Annotated in this window: 15 protein-coding genes; 9 read left to right on the top strand and 6 right to left on the bottom strand. The window is 34.2% G+C overall.

What is annotated here, in order from left to right; genetic code table 11:
• The 8 genes from modF to amtB all read left to right on the top strand — a co-directional run bounded on the left by modF (position 1) and on the right by amtB (position 9,411).
• Complete coding sequence (modF, locus tag ACGH49_RS05090; RefSeq protein ID WP_411588471.1) at positions 1–1,473, top strand: molybdate ABC transporter ATP-binding protein ModF; 1,473 nt, start codon at positions 1–3, stop codon at positions 1,471–1,473.
• 383 nt (positions 1,474–1,856) lie between these two features.
• Positions 1,857–3,860, top strand: coding sequence for an excinuclease ABC subunit UvrB (uvrB, locus tag ACGH49_RS05085; RefSeq protein ID WP_411588469.1), 2,004 nt, complete (start codon positions 1,857–1,859; stop codon positions 3,858–3,860).
• A 70-nt stretch (positions 3,861–3,930) separates the two neighbouring features.
• Positions 3,931–4,236, top strand: a complete 306-nt coding sequence (locus tag ACGH49_RS05080; protein ID WP_255308748.1) for a RidA family protein — start codon at positions 3,931–3,933, stop codon at positions 4,234–4,236.
• A gap of 169 nt (positions 4,237–4,405) precedes the next feature.
• Positions 4,406–4,906 carry a 5-(carboxyamino)imidazole ribonucleotide mutase gene (gene purE / locus ACGH49_RS05075; RefSeq protein ID WP_411588467.1) on the top strand — a complete coding sequence of 167 codons (501 nt, stop codon included), beginning with the start codon at positions 4,406–4,408 and terminating at the stop codon, positions 4,904–4,906.
• A gap of 1 nt (position 4,907) precedes the next feature.
• Positions 4,908–5,984 (top strand): 5-(carboxyamino)imidazole ribonucleotide synthase, encoded by a 1,077-nt coding sequence (gene purK, locus ACGH49_RS05070; RefSeq protein ID WP_411588465.1) that lies wholly within the window; start codon positions 4,908–4,910, stop codon positions 5,982–5,984.
• A gap of 41 nt (positions 5,985–6,025) precedes the next feature.
• A complete protein-coding gene (gene dgt / locus ACGH49_RS05065; RefSeq protein ID WP_411588463.1) occupies positions 6,026–7,516 on the top strand; it encodes a dGTPase in 1,491 nt (496 codons plus the stop codon).
• 254 nt (positions 7,517–7,770) lie between these two features.
• On the top strand, positions 7,771–8,109 hold the full coding sequence (glnK, locus tag ACGH49_RS05060) for a P-II family nitrogen regulator (protein ID WP_034912116.1): 339 nt from the start codon (positions 7,771–7,773) through the stop codon (positions 8,107–8,109).
• Positions 8,110–8,130: 21 nt separating this feature from the next.
• Positions 8,131–9,411 (top strand): ammonium transporter AmtB, encoded by a 1,281-nt coding sequence (amtB, locus tag ACGH49_RS05055; RefSeq protein WP_411588462.1) that lies wholly within the window; start codon positions 8,131–8,133, stop codon positions 9,409–9,411.
• A 121-nt stretch (positions 9,412–9,532) separates the two neighbouring features.
• Here amtB and ACGH49_RS05050 read toward each other — a convergent pair whose 3' ends face one another.
• The 5 genes from ACGH49_RS05050 to fdhD form a co-directional block, all read right to left on the bottom strand.
• Positions 9,533–10,009, bottom strand: coding sequence for a hypothetical protein (locus tag ACGH49_RS05050; RefSeq protein WP_065607533.1), 477 nt, complete (start codon positions 10,007–10,009; stop codon positions 9,533–9,535).
• A 1,128-nt stretch (positions 10,010–11,137) separates the two neighbouring features.
• Complete coding sequence (locus ACGH49_RS05045; RefSeq protein WP_411588461.1) at positions 11,138–12,085, bottom strand: EamA family transporter; 948 nt, start codon at positions 12,083–12,085, stop codon at positions 11,138–11,140.
• A 173-nt stretch (positions 12,086–12,258) separates the two neighbouring features.
• Positions 12,259–13,497, bottom strand: a complete 1,239-nt coding sequence (locus ACGH49_RS05040; protein WP_411588460.1) for a nucleoside permease — start codon at positions 13,495–13,497, stop codon at positions 12,259–12,261.
• A gap of 58 nt (positions 13,498–13,555) precedes the next feature.
• Positions 13,556–14,374: a purine-nucleoside phosphorylase gene (locus ACGH49_RS05035; protein WP_411588459.1), complete on the bottom strand. Its 819-nt coding sequence runs from the start codon at positions 14,372–14,374 to the stop codon at positions 13,556–13,558.
• 292 nt (positions 14,375–14,666) lie between these two features.
• Positions 14,667–15,473: a formate dehydrogenase accessory sulfurtransferase FdhD gene (gene fdhD / locus ACGH49_RS05030; protein ID WP_141674040.1), complete on the bottom strand. Its 807-nt coding sequence runs from the start codon at positions 15,471–15,473 to the stop codon at positions 14,667–14,669.
• A gap of 183 nt (positions 15,474–15,656) precedes the next feature.
• Here fdhD and ACGH49_RS05025 point away from each other — a divergent pair, with 183 nt between their 5' ends.
• Positions 15,657–16,187, top strand: a complete 531-nt coding sequence (locus ACGH49_RS05025) for a DedA family protein (RefSeq protein WP_065607522.1) — start codon at positions 15,657–15,659, stop codon at positions 16,185–16,187.
• On the opposite strand, the gene mscM is transcribed toward ACGH49_RS05025, so the two are convergent.
• Positions 16,184–18,802, bottom strand: a complete 2,619-nt coding sequence (gene mscM, locus ACGH49_RS05020; protein ID WP_065607520.1) for a miniconductance mechanosensitive channel MscM — start codon at positions 18,800–18,802, stop codon at positions 16,184–16,186. The two genes, ACGH49_RS05025 and mscM, sit on opposite strands and share 4 nt — an antisense overlap.
• Positions 18,803–18,806: the final 4 nt, after the last annotated feature.

Genomic DNA, 18,806 nt, shown 5'->3' with positions numbered 1-18,806 from the left:
ATGCTACAAATAGAAAACGCACATTTTAAAATTAGCGACTACCTAGTTTTTACAATTAAATCACTTACAATAAATCAAGGCAGTAATGTTGCTTTTGTGGGGCGTAATGGCAGCGGTAAATCTATACTAGTTAAAGCATTGGCTGGTGAGCAAACATTATTATCAGGCAAAGTAATTAATCAATTTAACTCCATAGCACACATATCGTTTGAACAGTTACAAAAACTAATTGATGATGAATGGAAACGTAATAATACAGATATGCTAAGCGAAGGTGAAAACGATACAGGATTAACCACTCAGCAAATTATACAAGAAAATAATTTTAATCAAGCAATTTGCCAAAAATTAGCAATACAATTTGGAATTGAACACCTATTAACGAAACGCTTTAAATATCTTTCAACTGGTGAAATACGCAAAGCCTTAATCTGTCGAGTCTTGATGCAGCAGCCTGATTTTCTGATATTAGATGAGCCTTTTGATGGCTTAGATGTGGCATCACGTGAAAATTTAGCCGAAATACTAGCAGATCTTGCTAAGCAAGGTATCACAATTGTCCTTGTTTTAAATCGATTTAATGAAATTCCTACATTTATTGAAAATATTGGCATACTAGCCGACTGCCAACTATTGAAAATTGATACAAAAGATACAATATTAAACGATACAACTGTTAAGCAATTAGCTGATTTGGAAAATATTTCCAATATGCCATTACCAGAAACCGACGAACCATCAACTCAATTAGCTGATCAATTAGATCGTGTCATATTAAATAATGGTTATGTATATTATGATGATAAAGCAATCATTAATGGATTAACTTGGCGAGTAAAAGCCAAACAAAATTGGCAAATAGTTGGACCTAATGGCGCAGGTAAATCAACGTTATTAAGTTTAATAACTGGCGATCATCCACAAGGGTATAGCAATGATCTCACTTTATTTGGTCGTAAACGAGGTTCGGGTGAAACGATTTGGGATATTAAACGCCATATTGGTTATGTTAGTAGCAGCTTACATTTGGCTTATCGAGTTAGTTCTAGCGTTAAAACTGTGTTATTGTCTGGCTATTTTGATTCGATTGGTGTCTACCAAGCTACCAGTGATAAACAAGCTAAATTGGCTGATGAATGGCTACAGTTATTAGGGTTACAAACGCAGGCGGATAAACCCTTTCAATCGCTTTCTTGGGGACAACAAAAATTAGTATTGATTGCCAGAGCGTTGGTTAAACATCCGACACTGCTTATTTTAGATGAACCATTGCAAGGGCTTGATCATCTTAATCGAGAATTAGTAAAACGTTGGATAGATCGTTTAATTAGTGAAGGGTACACGCAGTTGCTATTTGTGTCTCATCACGCAGAAGATGCGCCAAAATGCATCACTCACCGATTGAATTTCATCCAATGCTTGGATCATAGCTATCAATATCAAATCGAACAGATAAATCGAATGATTAGTTAAAACTATCAAACATAGTGTTAAAGATAGGAATAAACATTAAAATAAAAGGGATTTGTTTTTGAAATTTTATCTTGATAATTGAAAAAAGTTTATAAAGACTATACTTATAAAGTTATCCCCGTTGCCTGTGGATAACTCTGTGAGTATTTTATTGAAAAAAGCGCTAACCTCAGTAACTATCAGGATTTTTCTTAATTTGATTGTAACTTAATCATGAAATATTTTTTTGTTTTATATCAACATGTTATCGTAAATCAAGTTATAAATTAGTTGTCTTTTTTATAAATGAAAATGTTAATTGAATAAAAAATAGTAAATTTTAAAAGGTCAAGTCCTTTTGGGGATAATTTTTATTAATAGGTAAAATATTAGGTTGCGATGTAATGAAAAAATTTAAATTATGTTCCGAATTTAAGCCAGCTGGTGATCAGCCAGAAGCGATAAAAAGGATTAATCAAAATCTTGATGATGGGATTGCGCATCAAACATTATTAGGCGTAACAGGATCAGGTAAAACATTTACCATGGCAAATGTTATTGCTAAACATAATCGCCCTACAATTATTTTAGCACCAAATAAAACATTAGCCGCTCAGCTATATGGTGAAATGAAAGCCTTTTTCCCTGAAAATGCGGTTGAATACTTCGTATCTTATTATGATTACTATCAACCTGAATCTTATGTACCGTCAACCGATACATTTATTGAAAAAGATGCATCAATCAATGAACATATAGAACAAATGCGTCTTTCTGCCACTAAATCACTACTAGAACGACGTGATGTTGTAATTGTTGCTTCGGTGTCGGCTATTTATGGTTTAGGAGCACCAGAAACCTATATGTCGATGATATTACACATAACAAAAGGCACCATAACCGATCAGCGTTCAATCTTAACTCGATTAGCTGAATTGCAATACACTCGTAATGAAATAGGTTTTAGTCGTGGTACATTTCGTGTTCGAGGAGATGTTATAGATATTTTTCCAGCTGATTCAGACGATCTTGCTGTGCGCGTAGAGTTATTTGATGATGAAGTCGATCGAATTGTTATGTTTGATCCGCTTACAGGTAATAGCATAAATGAAGTATCGCGGATAACAATTTATCCAAAAACGCACTATGTCACACCAAGAAACATTATGGAAAACGCTATTGCGCAAATAAAGCAAGAGCTTAAAGAACGTCAAAAAGTTCTGTTAGACAATAATCGTCTATTAGAGGAGCAACGTTTAACTCAGCGGACATTATTTGATATTGAAATGATGACCGAATTGGGGTATTGCTCTGGGATTGAAAACTATTCACGCTTTTTAGCTCAGCGTAATCCGGGCGATCCGCCAGCAACCTTATTTGATTATTTGCCACCTGATGGATTACTGTTTATTGACGAATCTCACGTGGCTATTCCACAATTAGGAGCAATGTATAATGGTGACCGTTCACGTAAACTTAATCTGGTTGAATATGGCTTTCGGTTGCCATCAGCACTAGACAATCGACCGTTAAAATTTGCTGAATTTGAAAACATCATGCCACAAACTATTTATGTGTCAGCAACACCAGCTAAATACGAGATTGAAAAATCAGGTAATGAAATTATTGAACAAGTAGTTAGACCTACAGGTTTATTAGATCCTATTATCGAAGTTCGACCAGTTGCAACGCAGGTTGATGATCTATTATCAGAAATCAAAATTCGTATCAATAACGAAGAGCGTGTTTTAGTGACCACATTAACTAAACGTATGGCAGAAAACTTAACTGATTATCTGTCAGAACATAATGTAACTGTAAAATATTTGCATTCAGACATCAATACGGTTGAACGTATGGAAATTATTCGTGACCTACGTTTAGGTAAAGTTGATGTACTTGTGGGCATTAACTTATTGCGAGAAGGTTTAGATATACCTGAAGTCTCACTAATAGCAATATTGGATGCTGATCGCGAAGGTTTTTTACGTTCAGAAAGTTCACTAATTCAAACCGTAGGGCGTGCAGCTCGTAATGTAAATGGTAAAGCCATATTATATGCTGATAGAATAACCCCTGCCATGCAAAAAACGATTGATGAAACTGCCCGTCGTCGTAAAAAACAGGAAGATTTTAATACAGCACACGGCATTACACCAAAATCAGTACGCAAAGAAATTAAAGACGTATTAGAGGCAGGTTTAAGTACCAAAAAATCAACAGCCAAAGTACAAGCATTTGAACCAGGCAAACCTTATCAGTATGTTTCAGTTAAAGAAGTACAAGCAAAAGTGAAAGAGCTTGAAGCAATGATGTACGAAGCGGCTAAGAATCTTGAATTTGAAAAAGCTGGTGTACTGCGTGATGAAATAAAAAAATTGCGTGCTGATTTTATTAAAGTTTCTTAATAACTCATCTAACAAGGAAAATATGATGACAATAACACGAATTGATCCAGATAACCGCTAGTCTGAAGCAGTGATCCATAATAACGTTATTTATTACACAAGTGTTTCAGCTGATCTTGAAAATGACGCTTATGTACAGACCAAAAGTGCATTAGCTGAAATCGACAAAATATTAGCCCGAGCTAACAGTGATAAATCACGTATATTAGATGTAACATTATTTTTAGTTAATAAAAGTGACTTTGCCGCTATGAATAAAGCATGGGACGAATGGGTAGCTAAAGGTAGTGCACCAGTACGTTGTACAGTGCAAGCTGGGTTAATGAAAAAAGAATATTTGATAGAAATTAAAATCGTGGCAGCAGTAAAAGGCTAACTTTTTCTTCACCACCGATACTATTCGGCGGTATCACTTTGTTTATCATCTTCATTTTGCTGGGAACATGTGTTTTAATTGCTAACAGATAAAATCCTTACTATCCCCATTAATTAAATTTTAGTGTATACTTCACATACATCTTATTTTAATTATTCATACATTTGCCATGCATACTCAACCTAGAATTGCCATTGTAATGGGTTCCAAAAGCGATTGGACTACTATGCAACACGCAGCCGATATCCTTGATGCGTTAACAATTCCTTATCATGTTGAAATCGTTTCTGCTCACCGTACCCCTGATAAATTATTTTGTTTTGCTGAAGATGCCAAACAAAAAGGCTTTGATGTGATCATAGCTGGTGCTGGCGGTGCGGCTCATTTGCCAGGTATGTTAGCTGCTAAAACGCTGATTCCTGTATTAGGTGTTCCGGTGCAAAGTGCTGCATTAAGTGGAGTAGATAGTCTCTATTCTATTGTTCAAATGCCTAAAGGTATTCCTGTTGGTACTTTAGCAATAGGTAAATCTGGTGCAGTGAATGCGGCATTACTTGCTGCACAGATTCTAGCTCTACATGATAAAGAAATATATCAACGTTTATCAACATGGCGATTAACTCAATCTGATGAGGTATTAAATAACCCAGATCCAAGAGTGAATGCCTAATATGAAACTTCAATCTGTTTGTGTACTAGGTAACGGGCAATTAGGGCGAATGCTTAAGCAAGCAGGCGAACCAATAGGTATAAAAGTTTATCCAGTTGGATTAGATGTAGATCCTACCGCCATTCCATATCAACAGTCAGTAATAACAGCCGAAATTGAGCGATGGTCAGATACGCCATTTACACAGATTTTAGCCGAGCATCCGCATTTTATTAATCGAGATGTTTTTCCGATTATTGCAGATCGTTTAACCCAAAAAAAACTACTTGATGAGCTAGGTTTACCTACAGCTAAATGGTTTGCACTTAATCAATACCAAGATTGGTCAAAGTTATTCACTGAACTTGGTGAGCTATTAATTGTTAAACGTAGAACTGGCGGTTATGATGGACGAGGGCAATGGCGAATTGCTATTAATGGTCCAATAACTGTACCTGATGATATCTATCAACAAGCTATCGTTGAACAGGCTATCCCGTTCGAAAAAGAGATGTCATTAATAGGTGCTCGTAATGCAAAAGGTGAAACAGTATTTTATCCCCTTACCAATAACTTCCACCAAGACGGCATCTTAAAAATAAGTGTTGTACAACCTAACGAATCAGATTCATTACAAATAAAAGCAGAACAAATGCTATCTGCTATTATGCATAAATTGAATTATATTGGTGTAATGGCAATGGAATGCTTTATTGTTGGTAATGAACTACTGATCAACGAACTTGCTCCACGAGTACATAATAGTGGTCATTGGACGCAAAATGGAGCTTCAATTAGCCAATTTGAATTACATCTTCGTGCTATATTGGGGCTTCCATTTCCTAAGCCAGATGTATTTACGCCATCAGTTATGGTTAACTTAATTGGCACAGAATTAAATTTAAATTGGTTATCAATTGATTTGGTACATCTTCATTGGTATGAAAAAGAAGTTAGAGTTGGACGTAAAGTAGGGCATTTAAATTTAACCCATAACCAAACAAACAAATTGTTAAAAGCATTAGAGAATTTAATACCGTTATTACCTAATGATTATCAAAAAAGTATTGAATGGGCAAAACAAACATTAGCAATTTGAAAACTTAAAACAATTTGAGTGATTAAATTAGGGATGAAACCATGATCAACTTTAACCAAAAAATCAATTATCAGCGTTATGCTAGCAAACAGCGTGAAGCTCTGTCTGATGAGTACTCAATAGTACGTTGTTTTGAAAGCGATCGTGGACGCATCATAAACTCAGCCGCTATTCGTCGCCTACAACAAAAAACGCAAGTTTTTCCATTAGAACGAAACTCAGTAGTTAGAACAAGACTTACTCACTCTATGGAAGTGCAACAAGTTGGGCGATACATAGTCAAAGAAATCGTTAATCGCCTAGGCAATGCTGGAAAATTAAAAAAATACGGGCTTGATAATTGTATAATGGCGATTGAAAGCCTAGTTGAAATGGCTTGTTTAATGCATGATATTGGTAATCCTCCATTTGGTCATTTTGGTGAGGCTGCCATTAATAAATGGTTTACTCTACGTTTAGGTCTTGGAAAAACAACAGATTATCGACTTCTAGAAATAAATGATAGTGATAAAAAAGAAATAAGAGTACTTAAAACTAAAATCCGTCAAGATTTATCAAGTTTTGAAGGTAATGCACAAGCAATTCGTTTAGTGCATACAATATTACGCCTTAATTTAACTTACTCTCAGATTGCTTCAATTATGAAATATTCTAAACCAGCTTATTGGTCTAAGCCGGTACTGCCAGAATTTTCTTATTTAATGAAAAAAGCAGGTTATTATTTATCAGAAGAACCATTTATTGAGGAGTTATCTAAACAGCTTGATATCAAACCATTTCATCGTTATCCATTTACCTATATTATGGAGGCAGCCGACGATATCTCATATTGCATTGCCGATCTAGAAGATGCGGTTGAAAAGAAAATTCTAACAGTAAAACAGCTTCATACTTACTTAGCTGAGGCATGGGGACCGATTAAAAAAGGTGATCTGTTTGATACCGTTGTCAATCGCCCTTATGAAAATCTAAATCAAAATGGTTTTGATGCGATAGGCATCGACCAATTTTTTATGTACCTACGTGTCAACACTATTGGCAAATTGGTACCACATGCTGCTGAACGCTTTATTAAAAATATTGAAGAAATTTATCACGGCTCATTTAATCATGCCTTACTTGAAGATCATGGTGCAGAATATAAATTACTCAATATTTTCAAAACAGTTGGACTTGAACATATATTTAACCATGAATCGGTTGAAAATATTGAACTTCAAGGGTACCGAATTATTAGTGGATTACTCGATATTTATAGCCCACTGCTTGATATGCCTACCAACGACTTTTTGAAATTGGTTGAGGATAAACATCACAAAAATTATCCTATTGAAACTCGCTTATATCATAAATTATCCTCAAAACATTGTGTCGCTTATAAACAAGCAGTTAACAAACTCAATATAAATAAAGCGGAAAATTTTGCGTGTATGGAATTCTACTATCGATGTCGCTTATTGCAGGATTATATTAGTGGCATGACAGATCACTTTGCTTATGACGAATATCGCAAGTTAATGGTGACATTCTAGATCCTATTAATTTTTATAACAGCTAAGCACCACTAATATGCATTGGCACCATATTAGTGCGCTGCTAAATAATAAATCTATTAACTATTTGTTATCTTTTGTTTTAACCTTCCAATCAAAACAGCTGAACTTTAATTTTATGATAGCTATATTTTTATAAATTAAGTTGTAGTAGCAAATTCAATTCAAGTTAATTTTTTTGGTACACTCTTTGCATAATTTAATCTGTAACTCACAATTTTTAGGAGCGATTGATGAAATTAGTTACCGTAGTTATAAAACCTTTCAAATTAGAAGAAGTCCGAGAAGCCTTATCTAATATAGGTATTACAGGATTAACTGTTACCGAAGTTAAAGGTTTTGGACGACAAAAAGGTCATGCCGAACTTTACCGTGGTGCAGAATATAATGTCAATTTTCTACCTAAAGTTAAAATTGATTTAGCTATTAGAGATGATGAACTTGACCAAGTTATTAGTACAGTTACTAAAGCAGCATATACTGGCAAAATTGGTGATGGAAAGATTTTTGTCAGTTCACTTGAACATGTAGTGCGTATACGTACTGGTGAAACCGATGACTCGGCATTGTAATTGATTGTTAAGGAAATCATTATGTTGAAAAAAATTATTCCCTTTTTAGTTATTTTATTCTCAAGTTCAGCTTTTGCTGAAGAAGCTGCCGTAGTTGATAAAGCGGATAACGGCTTTATGATGATCTGTACCGCCCTAGTACTTTTTATGTCGGTACCAGGGATTGCATTGTTTTATGGTGGATTATTACGTTCTAAAAATGTGTTATCGATGTTAACACAAGTGCTAGTAACTTTTTCGTTAATAGCGGTGCTATGGATTATTTATGGTTATTCACTTGCTTTTGGTGCAGGAAACTGGTTTTATGGCAACTTTAATCATTTTCTATTAACAGGGATAGGTATTACAGATGTGTCAGGATCGATTTACGAGCTAATTTGGATCGCATTCCAAGGATCATTTGCTTGTATTACTTGTTGCTTAATTCCTGGTGCTTTTGCTGAACGAATTCGTTTTTCAGCAGTATTAATATTTATGGTGTTATGGTTTACATTTTCATATATTCCCATGGCGCATATGGTATGGGGAGGCGGAATTTTAGGTGATGAAGGAGCACTTGATTTTGCTGGCGGTACTGTAGTACATATTAATGCTGCGATTGCAGGAATAGTGGGTGCCTATCTGATCAAACAACGTATTGGTTATAATCGTGAACCACTAAAACCATTTAACCTACCTTATGTCTACCTTGGAGCTGCTATTCTTTATATAGGTTGGTTTGGCTTTAATGCAGGATCATCAACGCATGCAGATGAAATCGCAGGTTTAGCCTTTATTAACACTGTTGCAGCTACAGCAGCAGCGGTTTTGGCATGGACATTCGCAGAATGGTTTTTACGAGGTAAACCATCTTGCCTTGGTTCGGCATCAGGAGTGATAGCGGGATTAGTAGGTGTAACACCAGCGGCAGGTCTTGTTGGTGTAGGTGGTGCTATGTTAATAGGGCTTATTTGTGGTTTTGCTGGTGTCTGGGGAGTATCAACACTCAAAAGAATTCTAAAAGTTGATGATACTTGTGATGTATTTGGTGTACACGGCGTATGTGGTATTGTGGGTTGTATATTAACTGGTATATTTATATCAGAATCGTTAGGAGGTATTGGTTATGCCGAAGGCATTACAATGGCAACTCAAGTAGGAATTCAATTGATGAGTGTTATTACCTGCGTAGCATGGACTACAGTGGTTGCTTATATTGCTTATAAAATTGCAGATATCACTGTTGGTTTAAGAGTATCAGAAGAACATGAAAGAGAAGGTCTGGATATTAATAGCCATGGTGAAAGTGCTTTCAATAGTTAATCCGTAAATAAACTTTCATTAATTAAAAAATCATATATAAAAAGGATTTAAATTAAAAATAATTTACAGGGAAATGTCCCTGTAAATTACTGTTTTTATTAATTATTGTTAAGATAAATTTTTAATCATCCCAAAGCATAATTGCATTATCTTCAGTCAAGATTAAAGGTGGAGCAAATAGATATTGTTTTATTTTAGTCGGTAAAATTCGCATATCATTAAAATTAAGTTGGAATTCAGGGTAAAGATTAGCGATTTCCTTTATTCTTTTCTTTAGCAATCCTTTAATTTTATTGGATTCATTTGTGATAGCTATTTCCTCTTTTAGCATTCCAATTTGTTTTTGATGATGTTCTGACTCAAATATTTCATGAAAAACAAAAGAAAAACCTCTTTTATTATTGCTCTTATCACTATCATGACATTCTCTATATTCAGGATGATGCAATTTAAGTTCTTTAACACGCAAAGCAATAATTTCGTCAATATGATCAGTGTAATAATTTAATGTGGGATCCAAATAAGCCAGAGTTCTGTGTTCAGGTATGGAATTATTACTATGTACTAAGGTAAATAAAGGTTTTTTATATATCTTCATTTTGTAACTTCCTTTTTATTAAAATAAAAAGATAACAAGACCTTAATAAAGAAAGAGGTTGTTAATTTTTATGTAAAAATGTTTCAGGTTGACAAAATACTTAAATATGAAAATAAACAAAAAATTCAAATAATTAATAATATTTTATTAGATATTCAAATAAATGAATTAAATCTCAACTCAAAAAAGCATAGAAAAATAAACACTGCTAGAAATGACTACTATTAGAGAAACGAAACAGTCTAATTTACTTATAAAGCCTGTTAAAAGGTTAATTACGGCATTTTATTAAAACAGCAAAACCCTTTACTTATTACTAGAAAACTAAATAAGCGATGACTACCTATTTTCAATAACGGACTAATACTATTAAAAATAGTCTCTTTGTATTAAGACAGATTTAATTTAGGAAAGTTCAAAAATATTGTAGATTTAATTTTTTTGTTGAAGATTTTTATTATATTTTCGCAGAAAAGTAAACCATAGAACGCCCCCAATATACTATAATAATTTTTAATATATTTGACTATTAAAGCTATTCAGAATAAGGCAGAGTATAAAATCATTTATTTTTTGATAATAAATAGCAAGATCGGCCAAATTATTAGACGATTATAGTTATGATGACGATAGTTGGTTTTTCAATGCCTTTGGATATTATAAATAATAAACCTAATATATAGAAATTACTCGCTTCGTTTACAGTAATTTCTGGGACTAAAGTAATTGACATACTTTAATTAAGATGTGGTGTACACTTTTTAGATTCTATTTCTGTAAAAATATTCAGGAATCTATACCATTTAGTAATTAATTTATATATCGTTCTATCTATTCGTTAAAACGTGTGATAACTACCATATCAATCAAAAAGCACAAAAACTGCTTATTCACAAACAAATGGAAAAGATGAAAAGAGTGATACGTACTTTGATAAAGATGAAGCATAATCAGCAAATAGTTAGCAATTCAACATATACAAACAAAATTTTAAGTGATTTGTAAGATTAATACCACATAAAGCAATTTTAAATAAAATGCCTTATGAGGTTTTAGAGGACAATTTTAACCATGAAATGTAAACAATTCGGTATTTTCTTACATTTTAAGTCAAAAAAGTCAGATAAACTAACTATTTTTCAAGTTTGCTCTTTTAATATGCTTTAAGTTAGGTAAAACAATTGCCAAAAAAATAATACCCACTCCAATCCATTGATTAAAATGGACCGATTCGTGTAAATAAAAATATGAACAAATGACTGCTACAGGCAGCTCTGTTGCCGACAAAATGGCACTTAATGAAATCCCAATTCTTGGGATTCCTACCGAAAACAAAAAAGGTGGCAATACAGTACCTAGCAATGCTAATAAAAATCCTAATTGATACAGTTTGTCGCTAATATCAAGTCTGAAGAAAAATAAAGGTGGAAATATCAAAAAAGTAACAATACATGCACCGGTAATCATCAACGCACTTTTTTCAAGCTTAGGTAATTCGTTACCAATATTGCTGCTAGTACTAATAAAGAGTGAATACATTAGTGCTGCTAAAAAACCAAAAAAACAACCAGTCAAATTTAAACTAATATCTTGATTAAAAATACCTGCTGCTAGGCAGCTACCTAAAATAATTATAATAACCGCTGAAAGTTGAATAATACTAGGTTTATTCTTAAATATAATAAAATCAATAAAGACACTAATCCACAAATATTGCATTAATAAAATAATTGCAATTGATGCAGGCACTAGTTGTACGCATTGGTAATAACAAATACCGACTAATCCAGGAAATAGACCAACAGCACAGATCTTCCATTTTTTTGTCAATTTTGTATACTTTTCTGTTGGAGTTGTTAATCGTGTGTTTGTTGATGTAGATACTTTTGGGGAGCGTATTATTTTGACAATAAAGTGAATACTCCATAACATTAACATTCCCAAAAAACATTGGATACCAGTGACTTCACCTAATTTATACCCGTTTTGATAAGCCGTCTTAACAATAGAAGATAGTACGCCAAAGCTACATGCACCTAATAAAACCAGTAAACCGCCTAAAAATTTATCTTTCATATCTAAATCTCGTAACAAAAAACAACATTGCCGATAATTGTCGGCTAAAAAACACAATAAAAGACATAGAAGAAAGATCATACAATTCATCTCCCGGTGTCTTTTTAATAAATTAATCAAATTACAATGATAATTAATGTTTCAAATATCTATTAATCTAAACGGATAAGTGATTATGCAGCACACTTACTTTTAGTATGGTCATAATTAAATGAATAATAAAAAACAATACCTAACACAAGTGCATATGTAGCAAAAATTAGCCAAATTGTTTGCCAATCTTTAAGACCATCATGTGTACACATGTCAACAACATAACCACTTAAAATCGAGCCAAAATAAGCGCCAATACCATTAACCATGGTCATAAACAGTCCTTGAGCACTGGCTCGAATATTTGAACTGACTTCTTTTTCAATGAAAATAGAGCCTGAAATATTAAAAAAGTCAAATGCACAGCCGTAAACGATCATTGAAAGCATTAATAGCACAAAACCAAAAGGTGTTGGATCACCAAATGCAAATAAACCAAATCGTAAAGTCCAAGCAATCAAGCTTATCATTATGACTTTTTTAATGCCAAATTTTTTGAGGAAAAATGGGATGGTCAAAATAAATGCGACTTCAGCCATTTGTGAAACTGATAATAAAATAGCAGGGTATTGTACAATTAAGCTATCTTTAAACTCTGAGACTTTACCAAAATCATGTAAAAAAGCGCCACCAAAAGTATTAGTGATTTGTAGTATCGCACCAAGTAACATAGCAAAAAGAAAAAAAACAGCCATAATGGGCTTTTTGAATAACACAAAAGCATCTAATCCTAAATAAGAAACCCAAGACTGTTTTTGATTTTTAGATACAGTAATATTTGGTAATATTGTACTATAAACAACAAGTACAGCGGATGCTGCGCAGGCAACATAGAGCTGAGCATTACTCAACTCGAATTTGCATAAACTAATTGTCCACATTGCAATGATAAAACCGACAGTACCAAATACTCGTATTTTAGGGAAAACGGTTACCGAATCTAAGTTATGTTGAGCCAAACAGTGGTAGCTAATAGAATTAGATAATGCAATAGTTGGCATAAAAGCTAACGCATTGCCTAACATTACCCAAAATAAAATAGCTGAATTATTAACTGATGCAGCATAAAAAAGCGCAATAGCACAAACAGAATGACAAAGCATATATAGATATTTAGCCTGTAAAAATTTATCGGCAATAATACCAATAATAAATGGTGTAATTAATGCCGCTAAACCTTTGGTACTAAATATCATAGATACTTCAACACCAGAAAAGTGTAAAGTATTGAATAGATAAGCACCAAAAGTGGCTAACCAGCTTCCCCAAATGAAATATTGGAAAAACATCATTATTTTCAATCTATTCTTTATGTTCATTGTTTATTCCTAAAATAAAGTGAACTTTTTATAGAAAATTACCAATAAAAAGTATTGGTTAGAAACGTGCAATAGTTTTTGTTATTAGTTGTAAAAAAGTTGATTTAACGCGTTCTGCTGTCTCTATAACTTCTTCGTGTCCTAATGGTTGATCTAAAATTCCGCAAGCCATATTAGTTAAACACGAAATTCCAATAGTTTTAATGCCTGAATGGTGTGCGATAATTGCCTCGGGTACAGTTGACATACCAACTGCATCGGCACCTAAAACACGAATCATTCTAATTTCGGCAGGTGTTTCATAAGTTGGACCTGTCCACCAAGCATAGACACCTTGTTGTAAGGTAATATTAAGTTCTTTGGCTACATCAATTACTTTTGAACACAATTGCTTATTATAAACCTCACTTACATCTAAAAAGCGCACACCTAAATCAGGGTTATTTGGTCCAATAAGAGGATTGTTGGCAGTAAGATTAATGTGATCGGTGATCAACATTAAATCGCCTGGTTTAAAACTCGTATTGACTGCACCACATGCATTAGTGATAATTAATTTTTCAACACCAAGCATCTTCATCACACGAACAGGGAAAGTAACTTGATCTAACGAAAAACCTTCGTAATAGTGAAAGCGCCCTTTCATTGCCACAACTGTTTTGTCTCCGCATTGGCCAATGACTAATTCATTTGCGTGGCCAACAGCTGCTGATTTGGCGAAATGTGGAATTGTGTCATAAGGAATATGAACAGCATCTTCAAGAGTGTCGGCAAAAGGTCCTAAACCTGAACCAAGAATAATTCCAATTGTTGGTTTTTTGTTTGTGTGTTTCTGAATAAAATTAACGGCTTGTTGAATATCTGAAGTTTGATGCATGATAGTATCCTTTCAAAAAAAATTAATGCTAAGCTAAAGTAAAATAGGTGAATATAATAAAACAACGATAACCTATTGCTTAGTTTAATTGGGTAAAAATCCCATAAAATAATTAAAAAACAAAATAATTTTTGTTTTCGGCATATATTATGATGATCTTCGTCTAATAAAGGAAGATGCGAATTGATATATCTTAGAATGAATTAGAAAAATTTCTTTTTTATTTTTATTATTCAATATATTGAATTTAGATTAATTTAATCACCATAAATGAAAAATACAAAAGATTTTCTTAGATAAGACGATCATCGCCAGAATAGATCACGCCTTTATCACCTCTAAAAAAACCCAATAAAGTTAAATGGCACTGTTTTGCCAAATCAACGGCCATTGAGGTTGCTGCCGAAACCGCTAACAAAAATTTTACACCACACTTGGCCGTTTTTTGCACCATTTCGTAGCTGGCGCGGCTTGAAACCAATACCACACCATGTTGATAGCTAGGATTATTAGGCAATTGCATTGCTCTAAAACCAAGCAGTTTATCTAATGCGACATGCCGGCCGATATCTTCAAACCCTACCATAAATTGTCCTTTCAAATCTAGCCATACAGCTGCGTGCGTGCAACCAGTTTGTTTACCAACTTGTTGAACATGCGATAAATAGCTTAAGCTGTCACTAAAATCTGCTAAATCAATCTGGCTTATTAATGGTAAAGTAGGAATATCTTGGCAGACTTGCTCTATCTGCTCAGTACCACAAATACCGCATCCTGTTCGCCCAGTTAAATTACGTCGTTTTTCTTTCAGCTCGCTAAAGCGTCGTGACGAAAGTTCGATCTGTACTTCTATGCCTTTGGGAGTATCAATAATATCAATGCCATAAATATCATTAACCGAATGAATAATATTTTCCGTTAACGAAAAACCAATGGCAAAATAATCCAAATCTTTTGGTGTTGCCATCATCACTACATGTGAAATTCCGTTATAAATTAAAGCAACTGGCTTTTCGATAGCTAACATATCAGGTTGAAAATGTTGTAACTTACTGTTTTTAAATTTACGTACTGGAATTGATTTAACACCGATCGCCATTAATTGCCTCTTGCTAATTTGGTTATAATTAAGACTGCTATCAGCACAAGATCAACCATTAATAATTCTAAAATGTTAACGTAGTGTAATATTTTATCAATAGATAGCGTGCTCAGCACTTAATAAGCAATATTATGATAAAATAGTTCATCATAAGCAATTGATAATTCATAAACTAACTCTATGTCATTACAAGAAATCACACAGACTATCATGCAGTTTATTGAGCACCATCAAGTTTGGGCATTACCCATTATATTTTTATTGGCATTTGGTGAATCATTGGCAATTATCTCGCTTTTAGTGCCTGCAACGGCTATTTTATTAGGGGCAGGGGCTTTAATCGGTGGAGGAGCAATATCATTTGTACCCGTATTAATTGCCGCTTCGGCAGGTGCTGTTTTTGGGGATTTACTGTCTTATTGGTTGGGTAAACACTATCATCAACAAGTTATTGCTTCATGGCCACTTAATAAGCACCCTAAATTAGTTTATCGTGCTGAGCAATTCTTTCAGCGTTATGGAACGTTAGGGGTATTTATAGGTCGATTTTTTGGACCACTACGAGCCATAGTCCCTTTAATTGCTGGCACAATGCATATGCCAACCACCAAATTTAACCTAGCAAACATTGCTTCAGCACCAGTTTGGGCTTTTGTATTGCTTGCGCCAGGAGCATTTGCCGTGCCTTGGTTAGAAACTCTTTTTGGTTAAAGTGTACCGATGGTATAACTGCGACGCCCACTCTTGCGTCCCAATGCTTCTAAATTGGTTTGCAATGGTGGGAATGGTAGCATTAAATGATGTTTACGATAAGCTTCAAGTATCAATTTATGTATAGCGCTTCGCAGTAACATTCGGTGTCCCATTTCAGCAGCAAAAACACGTAATTCAAACAACTGAATGCCTTCTTGGATATCTACTAAAAATACTTGTGGTTCAGGATCGTTAAGCACATATTCACATTCGTCTGAGGCTTGTTGTAAAAGTTTGATAACCAAATCACTATCAGCATCGATAGTTGCAGGAATGGTTAATACAATCCGAGTGATCGAATCTGATAACGACCAGTTCACCAATTGTTCGGTAATGAAAGCTTTATTGGGCATCACAATTTCTTTACGATCCCAATCGACGATGGTAATTGCGCGAGTATTAATTTTGGTGATATTACCTGTCAAATCGCGAATTGTCACCGTATCGCCAATACGCACAGGTTTTTCGAATAAAATGATTAAGCCAGAGATAAAATTAGCAAAGATCTCTTGTAAACCAAAACCTAACCCTACACCTAATGCGGCAATTAACCATTGAATTTTAGACCAGTCGATACCAATAAACGAAAACGCAATCATACAGCCTATCATCAAAGTAATATATTTTGAAACTGTGGAAATAGCATACCCCGTTCCCGGTGCTAAATCTAAATGTTGCAAAATGCCTAACTCCAACAAAGAGGGCAAATTTTTGACCAACTGTATGGTAATTGTCATCACTAAAATTGCAATACATACTGCGCCAAGGGTGATGTATTGTTCGATTTCGGTTCCATTAACAATGGCACTGGTTCCCCAAAGTTTAATATTATTCATAAAAGCAAAGGCCGAATGCAGTTCAGACCATAGCAAAATCATACTAATTAGCGCAATCATCATAATAATCGATCTGACTAAATGTAATGATTGAGCACTAATGACATCTAAATCAATAACAGGTTCATCAACACTTTCGTTAAGTGAATTGAGATCATCTTCATGTGATTTGGCTCGTTGCATACGCTCTAAGCGACGTTGCTTGGTTCGTTCAAATTCAATACGGCGTTTTTGGATCCACATCCAACGGCGAATCATAAAATAAATAACTAACAGAGCAAACCAAATAATGACAGAAGCTTCAAGACGCCCTAATAGTACTTGAGCTGTCGAAAGATAACCTAAACAAGCCGCAATGATAGCTAGCCATGGTGCACTTAATAAAATAAACCACAAAATATGGCTTAATAAATTATCGCCTGCTCCTTTTTTATCAATATAAAGAGGAACTTCAGCACGATGGATAGAGTTAGTCATAAACACCAAAGCAAAGCAAAGAAAAATAAACGACGTTCGACCAATTGTGGCTGCAAATTGGTGATTATTATATTGATCAAAACTCATCACTATCATTACTAGTGGAATTACAAGCCAAATTGAAAGTTGATAATATTTCATTGCCGAGCGTACACTACGTTCTGACCAACCAAAATGGGTAATAAACAGCCCATTGGATGATGCAAAATGTGCTGAAATAATAAATACCCACAAAATAGGCGCTGCTGCATTCACGCCATAACCTAAGGCAAATGCGACAGGATAATCTGAATTAATCTGTAAAGCATAGCCAAATACCGCCCACAAAATTGGTATAGGTAAGGCCATTATTAATGAAAATATAATTACTTTTAATGTTAAAGAATAGCTATCTTGTGTTATTTTTCCCACACGGCTAGCTGATTTGTTTAAAAAAGTATTATATTTAGCACGCATTTTAAAGTGTGCAAACACGAACAGCAACGATAAAATAATTAAAAATAACGTTTTTGGAGAACTAAGTACTTCAACGCTAGCATTATAAAGTTGCGAAATTGTATCAACAGAAAAAACCATATAAACAACATCTTTAGCTAAATCGATTGGATAATTTAACGATATTGGATTCACATCTGCTACCCAGAAAAAATATCTGTGTGCGGCATCGTTTACTTCGTCGATCGCATTAGTTAATTGCTTATTGGCAATTTTTAATTTAGTCAACTCTAAAATGGTAGTGTCAGTTCCCGAAATAAGAGTCTTAAGTAATTCGTTCTGTTCCCGAATTAAACGACGATATTGTGTTGCTTCTTTGACACTGTCAAGTGAATTTGTTAACATTGGGTAATCGTCCAAAGACGTTAAAATATTACTATAATTAAGTTGTTGAGCCTTTGCCTCGGCAATTTCGGCATCAAGTGCTTGTGATTTAGGTTTCTCAGGCAAACGCAATAATTGTTGACGTAAGGTTTCGCCCAAAGCGGTCGAAAAACTTAACCACTCCCCTTGTTCATCAAGGGTTGCCAGTGTATTTTGTACATGTGAAATTTGTGTAGTAATATTGTTCTGTTCATTAACAATACTAGTTAGATGTGCTTTTTGTAACTCCATATTTTGTCTGAGTTCATCATTTTTATCATTTAACTGGTGAACAACTAGCGAAAGATCATCCTCATTGTTAATGATTGGCGTGGTTTCTTCGGCAAAGGTCAGTGAAGAAAACAACACAGCAACAAAGCACATGACACCACGAGTCCACATAACG

Origin of the sequence: Gilliamella sp. BG7, from assembly GCF_046635565.1 — a bacterium.
GTDB lineage: Bacteria > Pseudomonadota > Gammaproteobacteria > Enterobacterales > Orbaceae > Gilliamella > Gilliamella apicola_P.
The sequence above is the reverse complement of the archived record's forward strand: the minus strand, read 5'-3'. Positions and strand labels throughout refer to the sequence as shown.

Excerpts from the sequence above, each read along its gene's own strand:
- modF (WP_411588471.1), top strand. The coding sequence starts at position 1 with ATGCTACAAATAGAAAACGCACATTTTAAAATTAGCGACTACCTAGTT.
- uvrB (WP_411588469.1), top strand. The coding sequence starts at position 1,857 with ATGAAAAAATTTAAATTATGTTCCGAATTTAAGCCAGCTGGTGATCAG.
- purE (WP_411588467.1), top strand. The coding sequence starts at position 4,406 with ATGCATACTCAACCTAGAATTGCCATTGTAATGGGTTCCAAAAGCGAT.
- purK (WP_411588465.1), top strand. The coding sequence starts at position 4,908 with ATGAAACTTCAATCTGTTTGTGTACTAGGTAACGGGCAATTAGGGCGA.
- dgt (WP_411588463.1), top strand. The coding sequence starts at position 6,026 with ATGATCAACTTTAACCAAAAAATCAATTATCAGCGTTATGCTAGCAAA.
- glnK (WP_034912116.1), top strand. The coding sequence starts at position 7,771 with ATGAAATTAGTTACCGTAGTTATAAAACCTTTCAAATTAGAAGAAGTC.
- amtB (WP_411588462.1), top strand. The coding sequence starts at position 8,131 with ATGTTGAAAAAAATTATTCCCTTTTTAGTTATTTTATTCTCAAGTTCA.
- ACGH49_RS05050 (WP_065607533.1), bottom strand. The coding sequence starts at position 10,009 with ATGAAGATATATAAAAAACCTTTATTTACCTTAGTACATAGTAATAAT.
- ACGH49_RS05045 (WP_411588461.1), bottom strand. The coding sequence starts at position 12,085 with ATGAAAGATAAATTTTTAGGCGGTTTACTGGTTTTATTAGGTGCATGT.
- ACGH49_RS05040 (WP_411588460.1), bottom strand. The coding sequence starts at position 13,497 with ATGAACATAAAGAATAGATTGAAAATAATGATGTTTTTCCAATATTTC.
- ACGH49_RS05035 (WP_411588459.1), bottom strand. The coding sequence starts at position 14,374 with ATGCATCAAACTTCAGATATTCAACAAGCCGTTAATTTTATTCAGAAA.
- fdhD (WP_141674040.1), bottom strand. The coding sequence starts at position 15,473 with ATGGCGATCGGTGTTAAATCAATTCCAGTACGTAAATTTAAAAACAGT.
- ACGH49_RS05025 (WP_065607522.1), top strand. The coding sequence starts at position 15,657 with ATGTCATTACAAGAAATCACACAGACTATCATGCAGTTTATTGAGCAC.
- mscM (WP_065607520.1), bottom strand. The coding sequence starts at position 18,802 with ATGTGGACTCGTGGTGTCATGTGCTTTGTTGCTGTGTTGTTTTCTTCA.